This window comes from Gemmiger formicilis (genome assembly GCF_016901605.1).
In the GTDB taxonomy this organism is placed as follows: Bacteria; Bacillota; Clostridia; order Oscillospirales; family Ruminococcaceae; genus Gemmiger; species Gemmiger formicilis_B.
Map to the genome: position 1 here is coordinate 18,391 of NZ_JACJKP010000002.1, position 25,654 is coordinate 44,044.

The 25,654-nt window shown below is 50.2% G+C and carries 22 protein-coding genes and 1 tRNA gene; all 23 read left to right on the top strand.

What is annotated here, in order from left to right; all coding sequences use genetic code 11:
• Positions 1-27: 27 nt before the first annotated feature.
• Positions 28-1,548, top strand: coding sequence for a F0F1 ATP synthase subunit alpha (atpA, locus tag H6B10_RS00350; RefSeq protein WP_204648927.1), 1,521 nt, complete (start codon positions 28-30; stop codon positions 1,546-1,548).
• A 33-nt stretch (positions 1,549-1,581) separates the two neighbouring features.
• Complete coding sequence (gene atpG, locus H6B10_RS00355) at positions 1,582-2,418, top strand: ATP synthase F1 subunit gamma (RefSeq protein ID WP_207751551.1); 837 nt, start codon at positions 1,582-1,584, stop codon at positions 2,416-2,418.
• Positions 2,419-2,442: 24 nt separating this feature from the next.
• Positions 2,443-3,837, top strand: a complete 1,395-nt coding sequence (atpD, locus tag H6B10_RS00360) for a F0F1 ATP synthase subunit beta (RefSeq protein ID WP_204648929.1) — start codon at positions 2,443-2,445, stop codon at positions 3,835-3,837.
• Positions 3,838-3,849: 12 nt separating this feature from the next.
• A complete protein-coding gene (gene atpC / locus H6B10_RS00365; RefSeq protein WP_204648930.1) occupies positions 3,850-4,263 on the top strand; it encodes an ATP synthase F1 subunit epsilon in 414 nt (137 codons plus the stop codon).
• Positions 4,264-4,366: 103 nt separating this feature from the next.
• Positions 4,367-4,443, top strand: a tRNA-Pro gene (locus H6B10_RS00370).
• 488 nt (positions 4,444-4,931) lie between these two features.
• Positions 4,932-6,569, top strand: coding sequence for a GDSL-type esterase/lipase family protein (locus tag H6B10_RS00375; protein WP_204648931.1), 1,638 nt, complete (start codon positions 4,932-4,934; stop codon positions 6,567-6,569).
• A gap of 64 nt (positions 6,570-6,633) precedes the next feature.
• Positions 6,634-7,383 carry a YjjG family noncanonical pyrimidine nucleotidase gene (locus tag H6B10_RS00380; RefSeq protein ID WP_204648932.1) on the top strand — a complete coding sequence of 250 codons (750 nt, stop codon included), beginning with the start codon at positions 6,634-6,636 and terminating at the stop codon, positions 7,381-7,383.
• Positions 7,384-7,469: 86 nt separating this feature from the next.
• Positions 7,470-9,359: an ABC-F family ATP-binding cassette domain-containing protein gene (locus tag H6B10_RS00385; protein ID WP_204648933.1), complete on the top strand. Its 1,890-nt coding sequence runs from the start codon at positions 7,470-7,472 to the stop codon at positions 9,357-9,359.
• A gap of 89 nt (positions 9,360-9,448) precedes the next feature.
• The gene (locus H6B10_RS00390; RefSeq protein WP_275951039.1) at positions 9,449-10,255 is read left to right on the top strand and encodes a DUF4422 domain-containing protein; all 807 of its coding nucleotides are present in this window, start codon (positions 9,449-9,451) and stop codon (positions 10,253-10,255) included.
• Positions 10,245-11,141: a glycosyltransferase gene (locus H6B10_RS00395; RefSeq protein WP_204648934.1), complete on the top strand. Its 897-nt coding sequence runs from the start codon at positions 10,245-10,247 to the stop codon at positions 11,139-11,141. Before H6B10_RS00390 ends, H6B10_RS00395 begins: the two co-directional genes overlap by 11 nt.
• Positions 11,138-12,871, top strand: coding sequence for an HAD family hydrolase (locus H6B10_RS00400; protein ID WP_204648935.1), 1,734 nt, complete (start codon positions 11,138-11,140; stop codon positions 12,869-12,871). Before H6B10_RS00395 ends, H6B10_RS00400 begins: the two co-directional genes overlap by 4 nt.
• A gap of 21 nt (positions 12,872-12,892) precedes the next feature.
• Entirely contained in the window at positions 12,893-13,906 is a 1,014-nt protein-coding gene (locus tag H6B10_RS00405) for a glycosyltransferase (RefSeq protein ID WP_204648936.1), read from the top strand.
• 13 nt (positions 13,907-13,919) lie between these two features.
• Positions 13,920-14,759, top strand: a complete 840-nt coding sequence (locus tag H6B10_RS00410; RefSeq protein WP_204648937.1) for an NAD-dependent epimerase/dehydratase family protein — start codon at positions 13,920-13,922, stop codon at positions 14,757-14,759.
• The gene (locus tag H6B10_RS00415) at positions 14,756-16,696 is read left to right on the top strand and encodes a rhamnan synthesis F family protein (protein ID WP_204648938.1); all 1,941 of its coding nucleotides are present in this window, start codon (positions 14,756-14,758) and stop codon (positions 16,694-16,696) included. The genes H6B10_RS00410 and H6B10_RS00415 overlap by 4 nt, the downstream gene beginning before the upstream one ends.
• 4 nt (positions 16,697-16,700) lie before the next feature.
• Positions 16,701-18,110: a rhamnan synthesis F family protein gene (locus H6B10_RS00420; RefSeq protein WP_204648939.1), complete on the top strand. Its 1,410-nt coding sequence runs from the start codon at positions 16,701-16,703 to the stop codon at positions 18,108-18,110.
• Between the two features lie 38 nt (positions 18,111-18,148).
• On the top strand, positions 18,149-19,141 hold the full coding sequence (locus tag H6B10_RS00425) for an acyltransferase family protein (protein ID WP_275951040.1): 993 nt from the start codon (positions 18,149-18,151) through the stop codon (positions 19,139-19,141).
• 127 nt (positions 19,142-19,268) lie between these two features.
• Positions 19,269-20,201 (top strand): HPr(Ser) kinase/phosphatase, encoded by a 933-nt coding sequence (hprK, locus tag H6B10_RS00430; RefSeq protein ID WP_204648941.1) that lies wholly within the window; start codon positions 19,269-19,271, stop codon positions 20,199-20,201.
• Between the two features lie 32 nt (positions 20,202-20,233).
• The gene (locus H6B10_RS00435) at positions 20,234-20,983 is read left to right on the top strand and encodes a phosphatase (protein ID WP_204648942.1); all 750 of its coding nucleotides are present in this window, start codon (positions 20,234-20,236) and stop codon (positions 20,981-20,983) included.
• On the top strand, positions 20,980-21,936 hold the full coding sequence (locus H6B10_RS00440; RefSeq protein ID WP_204648943.1) for an ROK family protein: 957 nt from the start codon (positions 20,980-20,982) through the stop codon (positions 21,934-21,936). Before H6B10_RS00435 ends, H6B10_RS00440 begins: the two co-directional genes overlap by 4 nt.
• 40 nt (positions 21,937-21,976) lie before the next feature.
• Positions 21,977-22,903, top strand: a complete 927-nt coding sequence (gene murB / locus H6B10_RS00445) for a UDP-N-acetylmuramate dehydrogenase (RefSeq protein WP_204648944.1) — start codon at positions 21,977-21,979, stop codon at positions 22,901-22,903.
• A 15-nt stretch (positions 22,904-22,918) separates the two neighbouring features.
• Positions 22,919-23,782, top strand: a complete 864-nt coding sequence (gene rapZ, locus H6B10_RS00450; RefSeq protein WP_204648945.1) for an RNase adapter RapZ — start codon at positions 22,919-22,921, stop codon at positions 23,780-23,782.
• A 33-nt stretch (positions 23,783-23,815) separates the two neighbouring features.
• A complete protein-coding gene (gene whiA, locus H6B10_RS00455; protein WP_204648946.1) occupies positions 23,816-24,751 on the top strand; it encodes a DNA-binding protein WhiA in 936 nt (311 codons plus the stop codon).
• The coding region (locus H6B10_RS00460; RefSeq protein ID WP_204648947.1) for a PHP domain-containing protein at positions 24,744-25,654 on the top strand (911 nt) is incomplete at its 3' end. The genes whiA and H6B10_RS00460, both read left to right, overlap by 8 nt.

Consider the following 25,654-nt stretch of genomic DNA (forward strand, 5'->3'; position numbering starts at 1 on the left):
TTTATAGATTGAGTGGTGAACCAAAACGTGCAACTGAAACCCGAACAAATCTCCCGCATCATTCGCTCGCAGATTAAATATTATCAGAACGCCATCGAACAGTCCGAAACCGGTACCGTCACGATGGTGGGCGACGGCATTGCCCGTGCTTCCGGTCTGGATAATTGCATGGCCGGTGAGCTGGTGCAGTTTGAAAGCGGTACCTACGGTATGGCCCAGAACCTGGAAGAAAACAGTGTTTCCATTGTTCTGCTGGGCGATGACAGCGATATCAAAGAAGGCGGCAGCATCCGCCGTACCGGTAAAGTAGTCTCCGTCCCCGTTGGCGAAGGCATGATTGGTCGTGTCGTGAATGCACTGGGACAGCCTATTGATGGAAAAGGCCCCATTGAGGCCGCCGACTACCGTGCCATTGAATCTCCGGCCCCCGGTATTATTGATCGCCAGCCTGTTAAGCAGCCGCTGCAGACCGGCATTAAGGCAATTGACTCGATGATTCCCATCGGCCGCGGTCAGCGTGAGTTGATTATTGGTGACCGGCAGACCGGCAAGACGGTGATTGCAACCGATACGATCATCAACCAGAAGGGAAAGGACGTTCTCTGTATCTATGTGGCCATCGGTCAGAAACGTTCCACCGTGGCCTCTTTGGTAGAAAATCTCGAAAAGAACGGCGCTATGGCGTACACAACGGTGGTTTGCGCTACGGCTTCGGAATTGTCTCCGCTGCAGTATATTGCGCCCTATGCCGGTTGTGCTATGGGTGAATATTTCATGCAAAAGGGCAAGCATGTTCTGATCATTTATGATGATCTTTCCAAGCATGCGGTGGCCTATCGTGCGCTTTCTTTGCTGATCCGCCGTCCTCCCGGACGTGAAGCCTATCCCGGTGACGTATTCTATCTGCATAGCCGCCTGCTGGAACGTGCCGCCAAACTCAGCGATGAAAAAGGCGGTGGTTCCTTGACCGCTTTGCCGATTATTGAAACCCAGGCCGGTGACGTGGCGGCCTATATTCCCACCAACGTGATTTCCATTACAGACGGTCAGATCTTCCTGGAAACAGAGCTTTTCCATGCCGGTATCCGTCCGGCTGTAAACCCCGGTATTTCGGTATCGCGCGTGGGCGGCAATGCTCAGATCAAGGCGATGAAAAAGGTGGCCGGTACTCTGAAGTTGATTTATTCCCAGTACCGTGAGCTGCAGGGCTTTGCACAATTTGGCTCTGACCTGGACGCGGATACCAAAGCACGTCTGGCACAAGGCGAGCGCATTGTAGAAGTTCTGAAACAGGACCGCAACAGCCCTGTGCCCGTCGAAAAGCAGGTGGCGATTCTGTACGCAACGGTACACGGTTATCTGAAAGAAATCGAAGTTCCTTCCATTTCTTCTTATGAGCGGGAACTGTACCGGTATCTGGATGAAAATGCCGAAGCGGTGGATGTGATGGAACAGATCCGCACAACAGGCGACCTGAAAGCAGATACAGAGGAAAAACTGAAAGCTGTTTTGGAAGCGTTTACCGCGAAATTCCAGAAAGAAAACTAAGTCGTAAAGGGGGTGGCGTTGGTGGCTGGCTCGATGAAAGAAATCAAACTGCGCATAAAAAGCGTAGAGAGTACGATGCAGATCACCAAAGCCATGGAATTGGTGGCGTCCAGCAAGCTGCGGCGTGCCAAGGAACGGGTGGAGCACAGCCGCCCGTATTTTGAAACACTCTATGAGACTTTGTTTGACATTGCGGCAACGCAGGATCACTTTGACAGCCCGTATCTTGCCAAGCGAGATACCCACCGCAGGCTGTATATTGTGATTGCGGGTGACCGCGGTCTGGCAGGTGGTTATAACGCCAATATTTTGAAAGCTGTGCAAGCGGATGCTGAAGGACAGGACTACGAAGTACTGCCCATCGGCAAAAAAGCTGTAGAGTATTTTGCGCGCCATAAAGTACCCATGGTTACGCAGGCGTTTGCCGAGGCCGGGGACTTATCTGTCAGTGATAGCTTTGAAATCTCGAAGATTGTTTGCCAGAAATTTCTGGAAGGGAAATTTGACGAGATTCGGCTTTGCTTTACGCAGTTTGTCTCTATGTTGACCCAAACCGCTACTGTGTTACAGGTTCTTCCTTTCAACGCCCCGACGGATGCCAAAAAACGGCAATCGCTGATGCTCTATGAGCCGGATGCTGCTACGGTATTTGACACCATTATCCCGGAATATTTGGCTGGTGTTGTATATGGGGCACTGTGCGAAAGTGTCGCCAGTGAGCAGGGAGCTCGACGTACCGCGATGGACGCTGCGACCAAGAACGCCGGCGAAATGATCGAACATTTGAATCTTTATTATAACCGCGCCCGCCAGGCAGCGATCACCCAGGAAATCACGGAGATCGTTGCCGGTGCCGACGCAGAATCTTAAGAAGCTCACAAAGGAGTGTGTGCTATGCCAGAAAAACACATCGGTAAGGTTGTGCAAGTTACCGGCCCCGTACTGGATATTCGGTTTGCGGACGGCGAACTGCCTGCCTTGCTGAATGCGGTGGAACTGCAAAACCACGGCAAAACGCTGGTGGTAGAAGTTGCACAGCATATTGGCGATAATGTGGCTCGCTGCATTGCCATGGCCGCTACCGACGGTCTGGTGCGCGGCACAGAAGCCGTGGATACCGGCGGTCCCATCACCGTCCCCGTTGGCGAAGAGTGCCTGGGGCGTGTGTTCAATCTGCTGGGCGAGCCTGTGGATGAACAGCCTGCGCCGGAAAATCTGGAGCGTTGGCCGATTCACCGTCCTGCGCCTACCTTTGATGAGCAGGAATCCTCCACGGAAATTCTGGAGACCGGTATCAAAGTTGTCGACTTGATCTGCCCGTACGCCAAGGGCGGTAAAATCGGCTTGTTTGGTGGTGCCGGTGTCGGTAAAACGGTTCTGATTCAGGAACTGATTTACAATATCGCTACCGCGCATAATGGTTACTCGGTATTTACCGGTGTCGGAGAGCGTACTCGTGAAGGGAACGACCTTTACGGTGAAATGCGCGAGAGCGGTGTTATCAATAAGACCGCTTTGGTTTATGGCCAGATGAATGAACCGCCGGGAGCTCGTATGCGTGTGGCCCTGTCGGGGCTGACCATGGCGGAGTATTTCCGCGATGTCAAACATCAGGACGTGCTTCTTTTCATCGACAATATTTTCCGCTTTACCCAGGCCGGTTCCGAAGTTTCTGCACTTCTGGGACGTATGCCTTCTGCGGTTGGTTACCAGCCTACGTTGGCCACCGAAATGGGTGCGTTGCAGGAGCGTATCACCTCTACCCGTAAAGGTTCCATTACCTCGGTGCAGGCGGTCTATGTTCCTGCTGACGACTTGACAGACCCGGCGCCTGCTACAACCTTTACCCATTTGGATGCAACAACGGTCCTGAGCCGTGATATTGCGTCTCAGGGTATTTATCCTGCCGTTGACCCACTGGATTCTACTTCCCGTATTCTTTCGCCGGAAGTGGTTGGCCAGGAACATTACCAGACAGCCCGAGCGGTGCAGCAGGTTCTGCAGCGCTACAAAGACCTGCAGGATATTATTGCCATTATGGGTATGGATGAGCTGTCTGAAGATGACAAGGTTACGGTAAACCGTGCCCGTAAGGTGCAGCGCTTCTTGTCTCAGTCTTTCCATGTGGCAGAACAGTTTACCGGTATGCCCGGTCAGTATGTGCCGCTGAAGGAAACACTGCGCGGATTTAATATGATCTTGAACGGCGAGTGTGACGATATCTCGGAGAGTGCCTTCCTCTTTGCAGGCACCATCGATGACGTGCTGGCCAAAGCCGGAAAGCAGTAAGGAGGCGGGCCTATGGCAAGTTTCCCTCTGAAAATCCTGACGCCGGATGGGATTGCTTTTGATGGAGAGGTCAAATCCCTGTCTTGTCGGACAATCTGTGGCCAGGTAGAACTCATGGCACGTCACATCGATTACTGCACTGCTGTCGGTATGGGCGAAGCGCATATCACATCCGAGGATGGAACGATTCGTCGTGCTGCCTGTATGGGCGGTATGCTCAGTATGATCGGTGGGCAATGCCGTCTGCTGGCTACAACCTTTGAGTGGGCAGACAGTATTGACCGGGAACGTGCAGAACGCAGTAAAACCCGTGCAGAGGCGGTACTGGCCCAGAAGGGAATTGACAAGCATGAGCTGGAATTGGCCGAGGCAAGGCTCAAGCGCGCGCTAGTTCGCAGCAGTGTGGCAAGCCGGCAGAATCTGTGATTGTAAGCCCTGAAATTTTTTTAAAAAATCGCAAAAAAGGTGTTGACATTTTTTGCAAAAGGGCCTATAATAAACAAGCTGATTCGAGACAGCCCAGTTCTGACCGGGTGTAGCGCAGTTTGGTAGCGCGCTTGAATGGGGTTCAAGAGGCCGTGAGTTCGACTCTCGCCACTCGGACCAAACAAGGGCCATCAAGGTCAGCTATAAAGAGCTGTGAAGCTTAAGCTTCACAGCTCTTTTTTTGTATAGTAAAATCACTCACTGGGGAGCTTTTCATTTTTTATTGAAAAAACTTTCGCCGTTCTTCCGTCGATGTAAAGAAAACGCTTTATGCTAAATAAAAGGAGAATACAGTCTAACAAGTGGGGCTGCGTGGTGTAACGCATTTGTTGCTATTGCAGAAACCTACGCATCTATGCCTTCGACTCTGCCAAGATCCAAGGTTTGTAACGCTTTTGTAATGTCTGACATTTTTTGAAAAAGGATATTCAAAACTTTGATTTTGTGTTATAATAGCGTTGTTTATACTAGGTGGGGTTTGGCTATAAGCCATCTCTGCTTTATATCCAAGGAGGTCACCGTTACCGATGAGCCGTAAACAGTCCCGAACCCAATCCGGTCTTAGCCCCGTTCAGCGTAAAGCCTGTATTGTTTTGGCGGTTTGCGTTTTGGCGGTCGTACTAAGTTTTGTGGTGGCATGGATTTTGCCGCAAAGTCTGAATCTGTTCGGAACCGGTGACGCGTACGATCCGGATCTGTATCCGCTGGACACGAGTCTGGAAGCAATCCTAACAGATAATTCCGCGGATGACTCTTACATAACAGAAAGTCTGTTTGTGGGTGACCGCACCGCATTGGCGCTACAAAAAGACGGACGCATCACGCTGGACCAGTACGCAGGCAAAGAGGATTTGAAAATTTCTAACTTCCTGAAGGAAAGCTGTGTGGCGTTCGAGGATGACTCCAATACGTATACCATTCCGCAGGCAATTGCCAAAATGAAAGCGCGCCGTGTTTATGTTATGATCGGAAGCAACGATGTGGACGGTAGTGTTTCGGTAGATGAGTTTACCGGCGATTATAAACAGGCTTTGCAGAATATCAAAAATTCTTATTCGTATTGTGATATTATTGCGTGTGCCATTCCGCCGGTTTCGCAAGAAAGTGAAAATGCCGCTGAAAAGCAAACCATTATTGACCAGTTCAATCAGGCAATTGCCGTTGCCTGCAATGATATGGGGTACAAGTACCTCAATACTGCCGAAGTATTGAAGGACAGCAAAGGCTATGCAGAAAGCAGCTATCTGGACGAATCTTCCGGCACATGGAACGCTGCGGGCGCCAGTGCTTTTTTGGAGTACGTGAAGTCTCACGCTTACAATACGGATGATACCCGCCCGGATACAAACGATATCCCCAAACGTGCTGCGCAGGCTTCCGGTGACGCAGAAAAGGCTACGCCTACGCCTTCTGCAACACCAACCAAATTGACCGCCAGTTACACGGTGGAAGATGCCAGCAAGGGAACCCTGACCGGCAACGGACAAACCGGGGTATCCAGCTTGGATATTCAAACCACATCTGGGTCGCAAGTCAGCGTCACAGCAGTTCCTGCAGAAGGGTATACCTTCTATAAGTGGAGCGACGGAGTTACAGATGCAACGCGCTATGATGTGGTTATGAAAGACATTTCTGTTACGGCAATGTTCAACGATGCTCGTGTGGAGCTTACGTTGGATCGCGGTGATACAACCATTAAAAAAGGCGAGTCTGTATCCATTACGGCAACAGTAAAATTGGGCGGAAAGAGCTACGATAACAGCAACGTTCAATGGGCCGTCAACGACGAGATGGAAATGAACGGAGGAACCTTTACCTTTACCCCCAGCGAAGCGGGAAGCTATGTCGTGAAAGCGGGTATTGAAATTAATGGAACCTTCTCCACCGCACAGATTACAGTTACCGTCCAATCCGATCCCACGGCAATCAGCATCAGCGGTACCAGTACCATTACGGCAGGCGGAAGCACGACCCTGAATGCAAATGTGCAAAACAAGCAGGGGGATGTGACTTGGAGCTGCGATGAAACTTCCTGGACTGCTACCGGCGATCAGGTGACATTCACCGCAAACCAGGAAGGAACCTACCATCTCCGTGCCAAAAACAATGGGGCGGAGGCTGTGTTTGAGCTGAAAGTTTCTGCAGCACCAACTCCGACGCCTTCGCCGACACCGTCACCGACTCCAGTACCGGCACCTGCGCCGACTCCTACACTTGCTACGAGTTCCGAATCCACCTCGGAGTAAGATGGCTAAGCGGTGAGTGGAACGTTATGCGGCTGCATAAAGAATTTGACAGAAGGAGCAGATAATGGCAATATATACGTGCGTTTTGCTGGACGTCGATAACACTCTGCTGGATTTTGACGCTGCGGAACGTCAGGCACTTACAGATATGCTGTCCGAATACGGTTTGCCGCACGATGCACAGGTGTGCGAAGTGTACCATAAGGTGAACCGGGAATTGTGGGATGCGCTGGCAAAAGGAAAATTAAGTAAAGCAAAGCTGTTTCAGACTCGATTTTTGCGTTTTATGCAGGCTATTGGTGCGCCGGATAACGGCAAAAGCCATGCTATGAATGACCGGTACGAGGAACTTTTGGCTACCCACGCCGATGTCCTTCCCGGTGCGCTAACAGCATTGGAAGAGCTGGGTGAAGTAGCAACCTTGGCAATCGTGTCCAATGGTGCCGTAGCGGTACAGCAGGCAAGAATCCGGGATTCCGGTGTGGAACGCTATATGGATGGCGTGTATATCTCGGAAAAAATTGGAGCTGCCAAGCCGTCTGCAAAACTCTTCGAACACGTTCTTAAAGATTTGGGAATCACCAACCGAAGCCGGGTGCTTATGGTGGGTGATGATCTGCTGGCAGATATCAAGGGCGGTCAGAATGCAGGAATCGATACCTGCTGGGTGAATTTCAAGAATGAGGAAAACACTACAGAAGTTCACCCGGAGTACGAAATTCATTCGTATGAAGAACTGTATAAACTGGTGATGGAACCGGAAGAGCTGGAAAATATCGGCGTGCGGAACCGTCGTCACAGTAACGAAGCCTGAGTCTGGGTACAGACTGCAGGCTGGTGCCGTTGCCTTTTTATAGGGCAGCGGCATATTTTGGAAAAAGGAAACAAGGAAGAAGCACTATGTTGCTAGAACTGCAAGAACTTGGGAAAAGTTTTGGAGAGCATGAAGTTCTGCAAAATGTCAATGCGAGCGTAGAACGCGGCGACAGAATTGGTATTATTGGCGCGAATGGAACGGGAAAGACAACACTTCTGCGAATTCTGTGCGGAGAGAGTCTTCCGGATTCCGGCGATGCCGCTTTCGGAAACGGTGTGACCTGCGGATATTTGGAGCAGAACGCCCATCTGGACCCGACGCTGGATGTTTACGCGACCATGAAATTGGCTTTTAACCCTGCTACAAAGGCCATGCAACGCATGGAAATCCTTCAAAAACAGTTGGCCAAAGAACCGAATAATGTTTCTGTTCAGGAAGAAATTGCACAGTGCAATGCGGTAATCGATGCCATGGACGCATACCAAATGGACACCCAAATAAAAAAGGTACTCAATGGTATGGGCTTCCCGGCAGAAACATGGACAAAACAGGCCGGGGTGCTTTCCGGCGGGGAACAAACCAGATTACGCCTGGCAAGACTGTTGCTGGAACGGCCGGATCTTTTGATTCTGGACGAACCCACCAACCATTTGGATATCGAAACCATGGATTGGCTGGAAAATTACCTGAAGGCATACCGCGGTGCTGTACTGGTAGTCAGTCATGACCGATACTTTTTGGATGCGGTCTGTACAAAAATCTGGGAATTGCGCGGAAAAACGATCAATACGTATCGCGGAAATTATTCTGCCTATCTGCCGCAGCGTGAAGCAGCTGATGAACGGCAGCAAAAACTGCATGATGCAGCCGTGGAAAAAGCAGCCAAACTGCAAGATTATATTGATCGGAATCTTGTGCGCGCCTCCACAACCAAGATGGCGCAAAGCAGACGGAAACAGCTGGAAAAGCTGGAGATTGTGGATGCCCCGGAAGTTGAAGCCCGGGAACTCAGTTTTCGCTTTGAGTATGATATAGAGCCTTACGACGAACTGGTGATTATGAAAAACCTCACCGTTCGAATCGGTGACAGAACCTTGATTGATCAGCTGGACTATACCGTACATCGCGGCGACAAGCTGATTATCGCAGGCCCCAACGGCACAGGAAAATCCACCTTGCTCCAGGTTTTGGACGGCAAAAGGCGACCTTCCGGCGGAATGGTCCGTTTGGGCAGCGGTGCCAAGCCGGGGGTATTCACACAGCAGCAGGCGCGGCGCGCCGGCCGTGTGATTGATGCCATCTGGAACCAATATCCGCGTTTTACGGAATTGGAAGTGCGCAGTCATTTGGCGCGATTCGGATACCGCGGAGAGGAAGTTTTCAAAGATTGCGCACAGTTATCCGGCGGCGAATTGGCACGCCTTCGCTTTTCGGAACTGGCACTTGAGCGTCCCAACCTGATGTTCCTGGACGAACCCACGAACCATCTGGATATTTATATGCGGGAAAGTTTGACCCAGGCTTTGGCAGCATATACTGGGACCTTGCTCTTGGTTACACATGATCGCTACTTGATGCAGACTTTGGCATGTCCCATTCTCTATCTGGAAAACGGTCAAGCACAGTTTTATCCGAACTTTGAGGCTTTCAAAAATCGCGACAACAGTAAACAAAGCAGCAATATCGGTACGGAATCCAGCGCCAAAAAGCAGGCGTACGGGAAAGAACAACGGCGCCGCCGTGCAGAAGTGCGGGCCCGGCTCAAAGCTGTTGAAAACGAAATCGAAGAATTGGGCGCCCATATTGTGGAGCTGGAAAACGAGATCAATGATCCGGAAGTGTTGCGGGATCATGTTTTGCTGCGCGATAAGTGCGATGAATTGGATGATACGAGATTCCATCAGCAGGAACTGTTCGATGAATGGGAACGTCTTGCACAGGAGCAGGAAGAATTTGAGGCTGACGGTGACTGAGGCGGTTACCGTTCTGTAACTTGTATTCTGACGAAAAAGCGCTATACTAAATTCTGAATATAAGTAGAGCACAGCGGCATGCCGAAGCGATGGATATGCCGCAGGAACGAAGCGGGGAGACCACTTTGCAGACAACCATAATCATTGCTACACATAAACCGTACTGGGTTCCGGACGATCCTATGTATCTTCCGGTCCAGATGGGGCATGCCGTTCATCCGGCAATTGGTTATATTGGTGATGACACCGGCGAAAATATTTCGGAACGTAATGCCAATTTTTGTGAGCTGACCGGTTTGTACTGGGCGGCGCACAATATTGATTCGGATTATATTGGCATTGTGCACTACCGGCGTTACTTCGGCAGCCGCAAAAAAAGTATCTTTGCCCCCAAAAAAGAACGGGTGATCGGTCATGAGGAATTGAGTGCCATTCTGGCAACTACAAATGTGGTTTTGCCCAAGGAACGGCATTATTTTATCGAGACCAATTATACCCAGTACATCCATGCACATCACAAACAGGACCTGGCGGTAACCCGGGCAATCATCGAACGCAAATGCCCGGAATATCTCCCGGCTTATGATATGTACATGTCCAAAACACACGGGCATCACTTTAATATGTTTGTGATGAAGCGAGAGCTTCTTTGCCATTACTGCACCTGGCTGTTTGACATTCTGTTTGAGCTCGAGAAAGAGCTCGACATGACCGGTTACTCGGACAATGATAGACGGGTATTCGGTTTTGTCAGTGAACGATTGTTGGATGCGTGGTTAATTACCAATAATATCAGTTACGAAGAGCTGGATCTTGTGTATATGGAGCATCAGAACTGGCTGCATAAAGGATGTGCTTTTTTGAAGCGCAAATTTTTCCCGAAAAATGATGAATGAAAAATTACGTGTAGCCGCAGTGGTGGTCACCTATAACAGACTTCCGCTTCTTCAGCAATGTTTGCAGGCGTTAGCAGCGCAGAGTGCCCATCTGGAGGCGATCTGGGTGATTGATAACGCCAGCACTGACGGAACACAAACGGCAGTACAGGCAATGCATCTGGAAAATCTGGTATACAGAAATACAGGTAAGAACCTGGGTGGCGCCGGAGGCTTTGCCTATGGCGTCAAAGAGGCGGCGATGGCAGGGTATGATGCCCTGTGGCTAATGGATGATGATACGATTCCGGAGCGGGAAGCATTGCAAAATCTGTTGGAATGTGACCGGAAACTGGAAGGAAAGTACGGTTGGCTGTCCAGCAGAGCGCTTGCTCCGGATGGTACAGACCAGCCTATGAATCGGCAAAGAAAGACGCCCTACACCGATGTGGAAGGATATACCGAAAACCAAGTCCCGGCTGTTATGGCGAGTTTTGTGTCTTTGTTTTTGCGCACAGATATCGTGAAGAAGTTCGGCATCCCCATTGCGGACTTTTTCATCTGGTCGGATGACTGGGAATATACCCGCCGCATTTCAAAAGAGCTTCCGTGCTATGTTGCATCGGAAAGTCGTGTGGTTCATGCCATGAAAAATCCCGGAACGGTCAATATTGCCACGGATGTACCGGCACGCTGGGAGCGATATCGCTATTTTTATCGGAACGATGTGGTGCTTTACCGCCGTGAAGGTATTCGCGGCTGGCTGTGGTTATTGGCTAAAGATTTGTGGCATACGGTACAGGTAGTTTTGGATTCTCGCGGAAGCCGCTGTGCGCGGATTTCAATTATCTGGAAAGGATTTGCGGAAGGGGTTCGGTATAGACCCCGGATTTCCTATCTGTCATGAATATTACCATAAAAATTATACGCCGGGCAGCCCCCTATAAAGCTGTGGCGTTTGATGTATTTGATACGCTGTTGAAGCGGGATGTGGCAAAGCCTACAGATCTGTTTGCCCTTTGCGGTGAAGAGTTTGCGCGAGCAAGGGTACAGGCGGAAACCGAAGTGAGGGCCGCGATACACGGAGAGGTAACGCTGGCACAAATTTATGCCCAGCCGTGTATGAAGGCATATGATCCTGCACAAGAATGTGCCATGGAGATGGATGCCGTTGTACCCAATCTGCCGGTACTGGCCGCAGTACGCACCCTTCAGGCACAAGGGAAGCGCTTATATTATATTTCGGATATGTACCTGCCACCCGAACAGATTTCCGCCATGTTGAAAAAGTGCGGATACGAGCTGGATGGCGGCTTTGTATCCTGTTCATATGGAATCCAAAAGCGAAGTGGAGGACTGTTTCGGCGCTTTTTGCGCGAAACGGGTCTTAAGGCCGGACAGGTCTTATTTATAGGAGACAGTTGGCGTGCGGATGTGATGGGGGCAGCGCTGGCTGGAATACCTGCCTGGCATCTTCCGGTTATGGAGAAAAAGACGGAAGAAACCTTGGAAAGTGGAGCGGTTCGCTCATTTATAGAAAATCGGATTTCTGGGGATATGACTCGTGCCGGTAAACTGGGCTTTTCGGTACTGGGGCCCTTGGAGATTGGTTTTTGCCGGTGGTTGCATCAACGCAGATTGCAGCATCCCGAAGCCAGAATTTTCTTTTTGGCGCGAGATATGTATCTCACTCGCGAAATCTACGGGATGCTGTACCCGGAAGAAACAACAGAATATCTGCAGGTTTCGCGCCGCAGCCTCTGCCCCGTTTTACTGGCAGAAGGAAACGATTCCTTGCTTGCCGCTGCGCTGCCCAGACAGATTTTGACAGGACAACAGATTGCCGATTACTGCGGTGCATTGTGCCCTCCGGAATATTCCGAGAAAAAGTTTGACTTGAAAAAAGGGACTTCTGCGGATTTGAGGACGTTGTTGAACGCCTTGCAGGCAAATAAAAATGCTTCTCTAGTATTGGGATATCTACAGAATGCAGGTATCCGGCAGGGCGATATTCTGGTTGATATAGGAAGCGGCGGCACAACACAGATGTTGTTGGAACATTTGTGTTCGATCAAATTGTATGGGTTACAGCTTTCGGGAGATGAACGCCTGCAGGAACGTCTGTCGTCAGACAGGGTAGGGGTTTATCTTTCTCTGTCGCAGAAAGAGGCCCTGCTGTATTGGGCTGGTCAACCGATTTTGGAAAGGCTGATTTCGGAAGATATTGGCTCGGTATCCGGTTACCGAAAGCAGGAAACTACGTTCACGGTGCGCCGTGAAACTCAGGAGCCTGAAAAGGTAATAGAAGAGATACAAGGCGGGGCAAAAGCTTTTGCGCATGCGTGGCAGGCAAGCGTATTAAAAAATCTGGTCTTTTCACCGAAAACCGCTATTCATCCGTTTTTGCAGTTGATGGGCAATCCGACCCAAGAGCAGCTGGAATTGATGGGACCATTAACGGTGGAGGATGGCGGCACCTATACGCTGGCAGTGCCCAGACCGCTTCACGTCTACCTGTGCAATCCGAATGCTGCTGTACGGGATTTCCGTGACGCGCGCTGGAAAATCGGATTTATGAAACGCCTGCTGCGCTGGCCGTTGCCGTATGAGCGGATCTATCTGGCAATGAAAAAATAAACGGAAAGGGAAGAACGCAATGTGACGACACAGCTCAGTGTAATCGTTCCCGTTTATAATGCGGCGTCAACACTGCGAGATGCCGTGACTTCGATCCTTGCGCAGAACATCCGTTCGATGGAGCTGCTGCTGATCGATGATGGTTCTACCGACGAAACCGCATCCATTTGTCATGAACTTTCCTTGAGAGATCCTCGTGTAAAAGTCATTGCACAAAAAAATGCGGGGATTTGTGCGGCACGGAATCGCGGCTTGAATGCAGCCAGCGGCGCATATATTGCGTTTTGTGATGATGATGACATTCTGCTGTCTGGCGCGTTGCGTCTTTTATTAAATACAGCCCAGTCAGAACAAGCGGATGTGGTTCGCGCAGACTATGAACTTTTTCGGGAAAATGCCGATGGTACATACCAGAAGCAGAAACATTCCCCGGGGCAAGTCTGCCGCATGCAAAAAGACGGATATGCGGCTTTTTTGAAAAACAGCGGACCACAATTTGTGTGGAACGCGTTGTATCGCCGGGAAATATTGGCAGACATCCGCTTTGATGAACGGTGCCGGTATGGATTGGAAGATTTTATTTTCAATATGGCTGTATACCGTAAAACGGATCGTGCCATTTATCTTCCCCAGGCAGTATACCGACACTTTGAGGGCGCGCAAAGTACTTCACTATGCCAGTCCTCCAAAGCATTGTGTGCAAGAGTCCGTGCACTGAACCCCTGGATGGAGTCGGAATATGCGGCCATCCAGCAGCGCTGTGAGGAATCCGAAAAAAGTACGGTTTGGTTGCTGCGCAAGGCAGAAGCCGTCACGTTCCTGATGCATCAACTGCGTGATGCCGGTGCGCCCGCGGCTTTACGGAAGTATGCCTGGCGTACACTGCGGGAGGTATTGTCCCGATGTCCTTCCAAAACACTTGACTTTTTGCAGATTGCGGGAGAAAATAAAAAGAAAACGGCTGCAATCTTGCTTTATCAGCTTCATATGCAGCGGCTGTATGATTTACTTTCAAGTGACGATAGCACGAGATAAGTGAGGAATTGCCATGAAAACGATTCTGGTGACCGGAGCGGCGGGATATATTGGCCGCCATGTTGTAAAAAATGCATTGGATCGAGGATATCGTGTCATTGCGTCAGACTTTGCGTTCAAGGGATTGGACGAAAGAGCGGAGTTCTGCGATGTGCCGATTTTCAGCGGTGATCGGGATATTTTTCGTCAGCTGGGAAGCCCGGATGTTTGTATTCACCTTGCATGGCGAGATGGTTTCCGCCATAATTCCTCGGCACACATGAAGGATTTGTCGTCCCATGTGGTTTTTCTGAATCATATGGTTGAAGGCGGTCTGCAGTCCTTGAGTGTAATGGGGACAATGCATGAAGTCGGATACTGGGAAGGGCCTATCAATGAAAGTACGCCCTGCAAGCCGCAAAGTCAGTACGGTATTGCCAAAAACGCACTGCGCCAGAGTCTGATGCTTTCGATGGCCGATGGCCCCTGCAAGCTGCATTGGCTGCGGGCCTACTATATTACCGGTGACGAGGCGCATGGCAGTTCGATTTTTGCCAAACTCACACAGGCAGAGGAGGAAGGCAAGAAAACGTTCCCGTTTACCAGCGGAAAAAATCTGTATGATTTTATCGACGTGGAAGAACTGGCCAATATGATTGTGGCAGCCAGTGTGCAAAGTGAAGTCAATGGCATTATCAACGTATGCACAGGCAAACCGCAGTCGCTTGCTGACCGCGTGGAAAATTTCTTGAAGGAAAAGAACTTCAAAATCAAACTGGATTACGGTGCGTTCCCTGATCGCCCGTATGATAGCCCGGGAACCTGGGGCGACGCTACAAGAATCAATCGAATTCTGGAAAAGGAACGGATATGAAAAGACTCGGAATTTTCTTCTTCTACGAGAAAAATGGCGATGTAGATGAATTCATCACCTATTATCTGGCAGACCTGGCAAAAAATTTGAGCGAATTGATTGTGGTATGTAACGGCAAGCTCAGCGACCAGGGACGCAAGGCGTTTGAACAGTTTACAGACCAGATTCTGGTTAGAGAAAACAAAGGTCTGGATGTTTGGGCATACAAGACGGCACTGGACTATTACGGATGGGAACGGTTGTCGGAATTTGATGAGATCGTGATCACCAACTCCACGCTGATGGGACCGGTGCGTCCTTTGCAAGAAATGTTTGACGAGATGGCCAGGAACGAAGATCTGGATTTCTGGGGTCTCAGCATTCATCATGGTGCCAAAACCAATCCCTTCAAAGGAAAGCATCTGTACCGGTATCTTCCGGTGCATATCCAGTCGCATTTTATTGTATATCGTAAGCGGTTTGTGCAAAGCCCGGAACTGCAGGCCTATTGGAATGAAATGCCGATGATCGAAAGCTATACCGATTCGGTACAGCGCTATGAGGCTGTTTTTACCAAACAATTTGAAGACCGCGGCTTTAAATGGGATGTGTATGTCAAAACGGATGATCTGAAAGATTTTACCGATTATCCCTTGCTGGTCTGCCCGGTTCGTTTGCTGCGGGATAAAAAATGCCCGTTGTTCAAGCGCCGTAGCTTTATGCATAGCATGGAAGCGTATCTGAACGATACCGCCGGAGAACCTGTTCGCGAACTGTATGATTATTTGCAGAACGAAACAGATTACCCGATGGATCTGATTTGGAAAAACATGATCCGGACCATGCACCCCCATGATTTTACCCGTAATCTGGGGTTGACGCGCATTATCCAACCTACCGTACAGAATGCACAAGCAGCTGAGCAAATTTGCGAGAATAAGCGTATTGCACTGGCTATGCATTTGTATTTTATGGATATGCTGGACCAAAGTGCGGCGTTTGCTGCAAAATTCCCGCCGCAAACGGATGTGTTTGTGTCTACGAACAGTGTAGAAAAAAAGCAGCAGATCGAGGCGGCTTTTTCCACACTGAATGTACACAGCGTAACAGTTTTTGCCGTAGAAAATCGTGGTCGGGATGTAGCGGCTTTTCTGTGTGATCTTGCACCGCATCTGCGGGAATATGATTACGCCTGCTTTATGCATGACAAAAAAGCGATTCAGACGAAGCCGGGCAGTGTAGGCGCCAGCTTTGGATATGTTTGCAACGAAAACGTATGCAAGAACTCGGCACACGTACTCAATGTGCTGTGCGAATTTGAAAATGATCCGTATTTGGGAATATTGTGTCCTCCGTATCCTACCCATGGACTGTATTTTATGAATATGTGCTCGGGCGGTTGGGGACCCAATTTTGAGAATACCAAAAAACTGCTGAAGCAGTTGGGGTTGGACGTTCCCATCTCGGGCGAAGAGTCTCCCATTGCCCCTTTTGGCAGTGTGTTTTGGTTCCGACCCAAAGCGCTGGAACCGTTGTTTGCACATGGTTGGCAGCATACGGACTTCCCGCCGGAACCGCTGCCGCAGGATGGAACAATCAGCCATGCCATTGAGCGCATTTATCCTTTTGTGGCACAGGCCGCCGGATATTATCCGGCGGTTGTAATGAGCAGCAGCTTTGCCGTGTTGCGCAATGATACTATGCAGGCGTACGCCACGGGGCTGATTCGTCCGTTGGCACGGGTGTTTGACTGCACTACTTTCTGGGCGTCAGCTACGGCGGCCACTGCGTTTGCAGCCAAAAAGCATTTGTTTGGTGTGTATGGTCCTTATGCCAACACACGGCGGCGGCATGCGCGTAACTGGTTGCGGGATAATCTGCCTGCGCCCGCCTATAAAGGATTGATCATGACCAAGCGGGCTATTTTGGGCCCCCGGCATGGTCCCTATGAGGATTGACCGTATGAAGCGGTTGGTGATTTACTTTCACTATGACGCGCAGGGCTTGCTTGACGGGCCCTGCCGTTTTGCAGTGGAGGCATTGCTGCCTTTGGCGGAAGTGTTTCTGGTAACCAACGGAACCCTGCGCCAGGACGATCATGTATGGGCTGCAGAACATAATGTGCAGGTTCTGGAACGGGACAACGTGGGCCTCGATGTGGGAGCTTATCGCCAGGCGCTGCTAACGCTTGGAAGAGAACAAGTCGCATCCTATGATGAACTTGTACTGATGAATTATACCCTCGCGGGGCCTGTTTGTCCGCTGGAAAATATGTTCCGGGAAATGGAACAGCGCAACACGTTGGATTTCTGGGGGCTCACGCGCCATTATGCTATGCAAAGCCGTCGGTTCGGCGGTTCTGTACCGGAGCATCTGCAGTCTCATTTTTTGGCTGTTCGCCAGCCTATGATGCGGCAGGACGCTTTTTGGGAGTATTGGGAGCAGATGAAATTGCCCCAAAGCTATGAAGAGTCTATCATTTGCCATGAAACAAGATTCACAGATTATTTTGAAAAGCAAGGTTTTGTCTGGGACAGCTATGTGCAGACAGAGGATCTGAAAGCAATCTTTGTGAATCCCATTATGGCATGCCCGCGCGAACTTGTAGAACACCGTGCGTGCCCGTTTTTCAAGCGCCGCAGCTTTTTTACGCCCTATGAGGATGAGCTTCGGCGTACTGATGGAAACGCAGCAAAAGACCTGTACAAATATCTGAGCAGAGAAACGGATTACCCGGTAGATGATCTGATACAAGCGTTGCTGAAAGACCATACGCTTTCGGCAATGGGAAAAAACATGCACTGGCATTATCTTTTGCCCTGTGCGGGGAAAACTGCGCCGGAGCCTTGGGAAGAATCTGATTTGTGTCTGATTCGTTTCGAAAGCCCCGTGTGCGATACCGTTTCCCAATGGTATCTGCAGCAGAGCGCAGAACAGGCAGAAAAACAGCTGCTGCAGATCAAGGATCTTTTCCGGCGTTTTCCGATGCTGGGGGTCGCGGCACCGGAACTTCCGCTGTGGCCACAGGCCATTCGGGCCAATTATACGCAATGGGAAAAAGATTACACCTGGCTGAAACACCAGGTAACGGTCCCGTTGGACAATGAGCCGCCGCTTCCGTTGCTTGCAGGATGGGTACTGGTTCGTAAAGCTGCATTCCCGGAAGGTATCCCGGCAGTATCCAATATACGGGATGCGTGGCTTTTGCCGTTGCAGGCCCAACAGAATGGTTATTACAGTGCAACATTTGAATCCTGCGCGCAGGCAGCGGCACGAGCCGAACCATACACTGCCGGTGTGTTGAAGTCGGGCGAAATTGGTTCGGTAGCAAAGCAGCTGGGACGCCTAATCAAGCATAAGATTCTGCGTTGACAAGATAAAAGGGGAGAAGGAACATCAAAAAACAACGGTTGTTTTATCTGGATTTTATCCGGGCTGTGGCTTTGGTGGCGATTCTTATCATTCACTTTAATGCTACGGTTACGGGTTACTTCACATTGCCGCACAAACTGTTTGCAAGTGTTTTGCCCTTTGGGATTTATTTGGGAGATTTTGGCTCTTCTCTATTTTTCATTGTTTCGGGGGCGGCGCTTGCACTGACTGTTTCGGAAAAGCAGGGATGGCTGACATTCTATAAAAAGCGTGCAAAGGCGATTTATCCGCTGTTTTGGCTTGCTTGGATTGTATGCTTTTCCATTCGTTTTGTCACAAAACCCGGCTATTATGCGGCAGCCAAAACCCCGACCTTGCTGCTGACGGTATTGGGCTTGGATAATTTTGCGGTAGCGGCCGGATGGGTTGGTACAGACTTCGCTTGTGTGGGCGAGTGGTTCTTGGGAAGTATTCTTTTTCTCTACCTTCTTTTTCCGCTGCTGCAGCGTGGCCTGAAACGTAATCCCTGGATCACTTGGATCTGTACACTGGCTGTTTGCCTGCCCATTCATCTTTCCGGGGTGGATGCCCATCTGGTGGCAATCCATGTGATCGAGTTTTTGTTCGGAATGCAATATTTGCGGTGGAACAAAAAAGTGAAGGCAGTTCTGGTGCCTTTTCTGGCAGTTGGAACGGTAGCACTCTCCGGATATGACAGCAAAGTTACCTGTGCTCTTTTCAGCATGATGATTTTTATTTTGCTGGAAGGTGTATCTTCCTTTCTGGATTATCCGTGGCCCAGAGCCATCTGCGGTAAGGCTGCCAAGCTCTCCTATGCGGTATTTTTGGTTCACCACGTGCTGATTCAGAGCATGGCGGAACATTTTGATTTGGCGGCGTTGTCACGCCGGGATACAGCATTCCTGTTTTTGGTCTATCTGGTCGCAGTTTGGGCGGCAGCAGAAACTTTGCTGTGGTTGCAGCGCTTTGTGCAGAAAGAATTTGCAGCGCTGCGTCCCGCTAAAGAATAAGAAGAATCCCTGCCGGAGTGTGGCAGGGATTTTTTTGTTGCGGCCGCATTGTCACCCCTGTACAAAAAACAGTGGGTACGGTATAATAAGACTAATATTGAATACCTCATGAAAGGGGCGTTTGGTTGTGTCTGAATTTTCTGTATCCCTTGCAAAATTGGCGCAGGAAGCCAATCTGACGGTGGCATATACTCCTTGTGAGTTGGACAAGGTCAAAGTGACCGCGACTGAGGTGTATCGTCCCGGTATTCTACTGGCCGGTTATTATGAGAACTTCGATAATACCCGTGTGCAAATCATCGGTTTGACAGAAATGTCTTACCTGGAGGAACTTTCTACCTCTCTGCGGAATATGCGGTTGGAAAAACTTTTTTCTTTCCAACCTCCCGCAGTGATTTTGACCCGCAATATGCAGCCTCTTTCTGAGATGATGCAATATGCGAAACAGTACTCGGTCCCCTTGCTGATGTCTACCGAAATGACATCCGCTTTGATGGGTGTACTGATTACTACACTGAACACCGAACTGGCGCCTCGAATCACACGGCACGGTGTGTTGGTGGAGGTCTACGGCGAAGGAATCTTGATTTTGGGCGATTCCGGTGTAGGTAAAAGCGAAACAGCCATCGAACTGGTCAAACGTGGCCATCGGCTGATTGCGGATGATGCTGTGGAGCTCCGGCGTGTTTCTTATCGCAGCATTTTGGGAACAGCTCCCGCCAATATCCGTCACTTTATCGAACTGCGCGGTATTGGCATTATCAACGTTGCGCACGTGTTTGGCATTGGCTCTGTACGCAGCAGTGTGGAAGTTGAGATGGTGGTTCAGCTTGAACCGTGGGACCGTACCAAAAATTATGATCGTACGGGACTGGACACGGAATATTACGATATTCTGGGCGTCAAGGTTCCCAGCATGTTGATTCCGGTTATGCCGGGAAGAAATCTTGCCGTCATTCTGGAAACAGCAGCAATCAACAACCGCACCAAGGAAATGGGCTACAACGCAGCGAAGGAGCTGCTGGCCCAGCTGGGATTGCAGGATGATATTTCGCTGTAAAGTATATTAGGGAAAAGAGAGATATTGAGTACATGCAGATGATTGCAGATCTGCACACACATACGCTGTGTGCCACACATGCTTACCAGACCGTCAACGAAATGGCGGTAGCTGCCAAAGAAGCGGGATACTGTGCCCTGGCCATTACGGACCATGCTCCGGCCATGCCGGACTCGCCGCACATCTGGCACTTTTCTAACGGAAATGCGCTGCCAAGAAAAATTAACGGTGTGGCTATGCTTTATGGCGCCGAAGCCAATGTAATGGATACCAAAGGCGGTTTGGATTTATCGCAAAATCAGCTGGCGGTACAGGATTGGGTGGTAGTGTCCATCCATAGCCCGTGTATGCCGGGACTTCTGACACGCAAAGAGGCAAATCGGATTTGGTTGAATGTGGCGGAAAACCCTTATGTAGACTGCATTGGACATTCCGAACAGGGAAACTATCGGTACGATTATGATCTGGTGACCAAAGCGTTTGCTAAAAACCACAAAGTAGTGGAACTGAACGCAGGTTCTTTTTCGGTGAGAAAAGATGGCATTCCCAATATGCGGGCATTGTTGGCGGCCTGTTTGAAGAATGGTTGCCATATTGCCGTGGACAGCGACGCACACAGTGCCTGGCGGTTGTTGAACGCATTGCCGCCGCTGTATGCCATGTTGGAAGAGATGAACTTCCCGGAAGAACTGATCGTCAATGCAACCCGTGAAAACCTGGTACAAGAATTAAAACTGCATGGCCGACGCTGTGCGGAAGAAATTGGAGGCATTTTATTATGAGTCAATATACTATTGGAATTGATTTGGGCGGCACCACCATGACCGCTGGCCTGGTAAACGAAAACTATGAGATCGTAGGCAAAATCACTTGGGCTACACGGCTGCCCCGTCCCGCAGCAGATTTGGAACATGCGCTGGCCGACCTTTGCCGTGCAGTTGCAAAAGAGAATAACGTTGCTTTCTCTGACGTAAAATATGTGGGAATCGGAACGCCCGGCAGTGTGAATTTTACCACTGGCTTTGTGGGCTACAACACCAACTTCGGTTATTATGACTGGAACCTGGGCCCTGATATGGAAAAACTGCTGGGCTGCAAGGTGTATGTAGAAAACGACGCCAATGCAGCTGCCTTTGGTGAGTACATTGCAGGCGGTGCAAAAGGCTACAAGGACGCCGTCGTAATCACCTTGGGAACCGGTATCGGCAGCGGCATCATTCTGGGTGGCAAGATTATCCGCGGCTTTAACTTTGCGGCCGGCGAGATGGGACACACGGTAATCGTCAAGGGCGGACGTAAATGCAACTGCGGCCGCAGTGGATGCTGGGAACGTTATGCCTCCGCACGTGCTTTGACGGAAGATACCAAAGCGGCTATGAAAGAACACAGCGATACCCTTATGTGGAAGCTGGTGCCCGATATTGACCATGTGAATGCCAAGACTTCGTTTGACGCCATGGCTAAGGGTGATGCATTGGCCAAACAGGTCGTGAACAACTGGATGGAATATGTTGCTTGCGGCCTTGCCAACGTGGTGAATACCTTTGAACCGGAAGTCATCTGTGTGGGCGGTGGCGTATCCAACCAGGGCGAAACGCTGTTGGGACCCGTGCGTGCTTATGTGGAAAAGGAGACCCATGATATTACCAGTGGCCGTGTACCCGAAATCCGCGCCTGCGAGCTCCGTAACGATGCTGGCGTGATTGGTGCGGCTGCACTGGAGAGCTCGATTTGATTGAAAAATTGCCGAGAAAAAACCGGCAAGGGGAGAAGACATGCACGAGCAATTAAAGGCAGAACTGAGAGCCGGACTGCAGGCGGCAGGACTTCCGTTTGCAGAGCAGGAGCCGCTGGCGGCACATACGACGTTCCGAATTGGCGGCCCGGCTGAATTTTGGTGTACCCCTCACGATGCGGAAGAACTGCGCACAACTTTGGAATGCTGCAAAAAGGTCGGCGCACGGTTTTACCTGCTAGGAAACGGTTCCAATACGCTGTTTTCAGACGAAGGGTTCGATGGTGCAGTGATTGATTTGCGCGGTCTCACGCCTTCAATTGCCGCGCAGGAACTGCAGCAAGAAGTTCTGCTTACGGTAGGAGCCGGAATGACGCTCGGACGTCTCTGCGCAGAGGCGCAGCAGCGGGCATTGACAGGCTTGGAATTTGCCTGTGGCATTCCTGGAACTGTCGGTGGCGCCGTGTATATGAATGCCGGGGCTTACGGCGGCGAGTTAAAGGATGTTCTGGAATCGGTTTCCTATCTGGATGAGGAATTGCAGCTGCATACCTTGCCTGTTTCGGAACTGAATATGGGATATCGAACCAGTATCTTTGAAAAAAATCCATCCTGGTGTGTTTTAAGCGCAACGGTGCGGTTGAAAAAGGGTGACGCTGCCCAAATTCTGGCACAGATGCAGGAGTATCTGGAGCGACGCAGAGAAAAGCAACCGCTGGAATGGCCCAGTGCCGGCAGCACATTCAAGCGTCCTCAGGGCGCTTTTGCGGGACGACTCATTGAGGAGTGCGGCTTGCGTGGTTTTACTGTGGGTGGCGCACAAATCAGCGAAAAACACTGTGGGTTTGTCATCAACAAAGGCGGTGCAACCTGTGCGGACGTGGTTGCACTGACAGAAGAAGTCAAGCGTATTGTCCGGGAAAAGACTGGCTATGTGCTGGAACGTGAAATTCGAGTGGTAAAATAAGGGGCGAAGTGCAAAATGAACTTTTTGATCGTTACGGGCCTTTCGGGGGCAGGCAAATCGATGGCGGTCAATGCTTTGGAGGATATTGGCTTCTTTTGCATTGATAACATTCCTGTGGCATTGCTTCCGCGTATCGTGGACTTTGCCTTGCAGGGCGAAAACCAGCTCAGCCGTGTAGCGGTCGTCATGGATGTACGTGGTGTGCGCAACAGCGATCAGCTGGAGCAGGCGCTGGCAGATCTTGACGCCAAAAAAATTGAATACGAAATTCTGTTTTTGGATGCCAATAGCAACACCATCCAGCGGCGTTATAAAGAAACGCGCCGTCAGCATCCCATTACGATAACCGATCATGTTTCTGTCGAGGAAGCCATCGAACGGGAGCGGCGGCTGCTGCAGCCTTTGCGCAGCCGTGCCAAATATGTGATTGACACTTCGCTGTTGAGCGCCGCCCAGAATAAAGAACGGGTATGCAGCCTGTTTTTGGATAAGGGTAAATGTCCGATGGCCCTGACGGTGGTTTCGTTCGGTTTTAAGTACGGACTTCCGCAGGAAGCGGATCTGGTTTTGGACGTTCGCTGCTTGCCCAATCCGTTCTATGTACCGGAATTGAAGAACCTCACGGGAATGGATCAGGCGGTTGTGGACTATGTTATGGCGGCGCCGGAATCACAAGAACTGCTGAACCGGTATGAAAACATGCTGGAATATGCGCTGCCCCTGTATGTTAAGGAGGGCAAAAGCCAGTTGATGATTGCGGTGGGTTGTACGGGTGGTAAACATCGCTCTATTACATTCGCACGCAAGATTGGCGAATTTTGTCAAAAGCTGGGGTATGCCCCCAGTGTTCAGCATCGTGATGCAAAAAGAACACTGTAATCTTTTTGACGCAATCCTAAGGAGGATCATCGTTTGAGTTTTTCACAAGAAGTAAAGAACGAGATATTGCGTCACAAAATCACAAAACCTTGTTGCAATGTGGCCGCCGCTTATGCGGTGGCCTGTTTTGGTAAGTATTTTGATGACCGCGGTGTTGTTTTGCAGACCGAAAATGAAGGCGTGGCGATTTTTGCCCAAAAATCTTATCGCCGCTGTGGAATTGAAGGAGAGGTTCTCAGAAAAGAACGTCCCACCGGACCGGTTTTTGAGTTCAGCGTAAAAGCGGAAGATCAGATTCCCAAAATGCTGGATCTGTTTGGACACACCGGAAAAGAACCCACACTGCGCATTCGGCCGGAACACTTTAAATGTCAAAAGTGTATGCAGACTTTTATTGCAACCGCTTTTTTGTGCTGCGGTACAATGACAGACCCGGAAAAAAGTTATAATCTGGAGTTCCTGTCCACGCGCCACTACCTGTCCCAACAGCTGGAAGCCATGCTGGCGGAACATGATTTTCACCCCCACCGTGCGTTGCGAAAAGGTGCCAATACGGTTTATATTAAAGCAGCGGACCATATCGAAGATCTGCTGACTTTTATGGGGGCAGGAGGCGCTGCCATGCGCATAATGGACCAGCGCCTTTATAATGAAATGCGAAATAAGACGAATCGTCTTTCCAACTGCGAGACGGCCAACCTGGGAAAAAGTGTACAGGCAGCCGTACAGGTACAAATGGCGATCGAACGTCTGAAAGAAGCCGATGCGCTGGCAACACTGCCGGAAGCTCTGCGCCAGACCGCAGAACTGCGTATGCAGTATCCGGATCTTCCGCTGGCCAAACTGGCCCAGAAGATGGACCCGCCGGTGAGCAAAGCAGGTCTGTCCCATCGATTCAAACGAATCCAGGAGGCGGCAAAGCGTCTGTCGGAGCCATCCCAAACGGAAAAGGAAACCAACCATGCCTGACGTTACAACAAGACAATTCACCCATCTGCATGTGCATACAGAGTACAGCCTGTTGGATGGAGCCTGCCGCATTGATCGGATGTTTGAACATCTGAAATCGATGGGGCAGACTGCCTGTGCCATTACGGACCATGGTGTCATGTATGGAAGCGTCGCGTTTTTTGATGCAGCAAAAGCGGCGGGGATCAAGCCCATCATTGGCTGTGAAGTATATGTCGCAACACGTACCCGGTTTGATAAGGTAAACCGGATTGATGGTAACAGCCATTTGATTTTGTTGTGCAAAGACGAAACAGGATATAAAAACCTGATCAAGCTGGTGTCGGCTGGATTTATCGACGGCTTTTACTCAAAGCCCCGCATTGATAAAGAACTGTTGGAGCAGCACCATGAAGGCTTGATTTGTCTTTCGGCCTGTCTGGCGGGAGAAGTGCCCAAGGCGATTTTGGCGGGGGATTACGAACGAGCCAAACGCACAGCGCTGTATTACCAGGACCTGTTTGGTGAGGGAAATTATTATATTGAGCTGCAGGATCATGGCCTGGAAGAAGACCAGGTAGTTCTGCCTCAGCTGATGCGCCTTTCCCGGGAAACGGGCATCCCGATGGTGGCAACCAACGATGCGCACTATATTACCAAAGAGGATGCAAAAATGCAGAGTATTCTGCTTTGCATCCAGACGGGAAAGACTATTGCAGATGCGGACCGCATGGAGTTTCAGACAGATGAATTCTATCTGAAAAGTGCGGACGAAATGTATGATCTGTTCTCCATGGTGCCGGAAGCCTGCGAAAACACTAATAAGATTGCAGAAAAATGCAACTTTGAATTTACGTTTGGCGATACAAAATTGCCGTACTTCCGTGCACCGGATGGCATGGAAAATCAGGAGTACTTTGAAAA

Bases quoted from the DNA above. Each gene is read 5' to 3' on its own strand.
- H6B10_RS00390 (WP_275951039.1), top strand. From the start codon at position 9,449: ATGGATATGCCGCAGGAACGAAGCGGGGAGACCACTTTGCAGACAACC.
- H6B10_RS00400 (WP_204648935.1), top strand. From the start codon at position 11,138: ATGAATATTACCATAAAAATTATACGCCGGGCAGCCCCCTATAAAGCT.
- H6B10_RS00415 (WP_204648938.1), top strand. From the start codon at position 14,756: ATGAAAAGACTCGGAATTTTCTTCTTCTACGAGAAAAATGGCGATGTA.
- H6B10_RS00380 (WP_204648932.1), top strand. From the start codon at position 6,634: ATGGCAATATATACGTGCGTTTTGCTGGACGTCGATAACACTCTGCTG.
- H6B10_RS00435 (WP_204648942.1), top strand. From the start codon at position 20,234: ATGCAGATGATTGCAGATCTGCACACACATACGCTGTGTGCCACACAT.
- atpD (WP_204648929.1), top strand. From the start codon at position 2,443: ATGCCAGAAAAACACATCGGTAAGGTTGTGCAAGTTACCGGCCCCGTA.
- murB (WP_204648944.1), top strand. From the start codon at position 21,977: ATGCACGAGCAATTAAAGGCAGAACTGAGAGCCGGACTGCAGGCGGCA.
- H6B10_RS00385 (WP_204648933.1), top strand. From the start codon at position 7,470: ATGTTGCTAGAACTGCAAGAACTTGGGAAAAGTTTTGGAGAGCATGAA.
- rapZ (WP_204648945.1), top strand. From the start codon at position 22,919: ATGAACTTTTTGATCGTTACGGGCCTTTCGGGGGCAGGCAAATCGATG.
- H6B10_RS00395 (WP_204648934.1), top strand. From the start codon at position 10,245: ATGATGAATGAAAAATTACGTGTAGCCGCAGTGGTGGTCACCTATAAC.
- atpG (WP_207751551.1), top strand. From the start codon at position 1,582: ATGAAAGAAATCAAACTGCGCATAAAAAGCGTAGAGAGTACGATGCAG.
- H6B10_RS00440 (WP_204648943.1), top strand. From the start codon at position 20,980: ATGAGTCAATATACTATTGGAATTGATTTGGGCGGCACCACCATGACC.
- H6B10_RS00420 (WP_204648939.1), top strand. From the start codon at position 16,701: ATGAAGCGGTTGGTGATTTACTTTCACTATGACGCGCAGGGCTTGCTT.
- H6B10_RS00410 (WP_204648937.1), top strand. From the start codon at position 13,920: ATGAAAACGATTCTGGTGACCGGAGCGGCGGGATATATTGGCCGCCAT.
- atpC (WP_204648930.1), top strand. From the start codon at position 3,850: ATGGCAAGTTTCCCTCTGAAAATCCTGACGCCGGATGGGATTGCTTTT.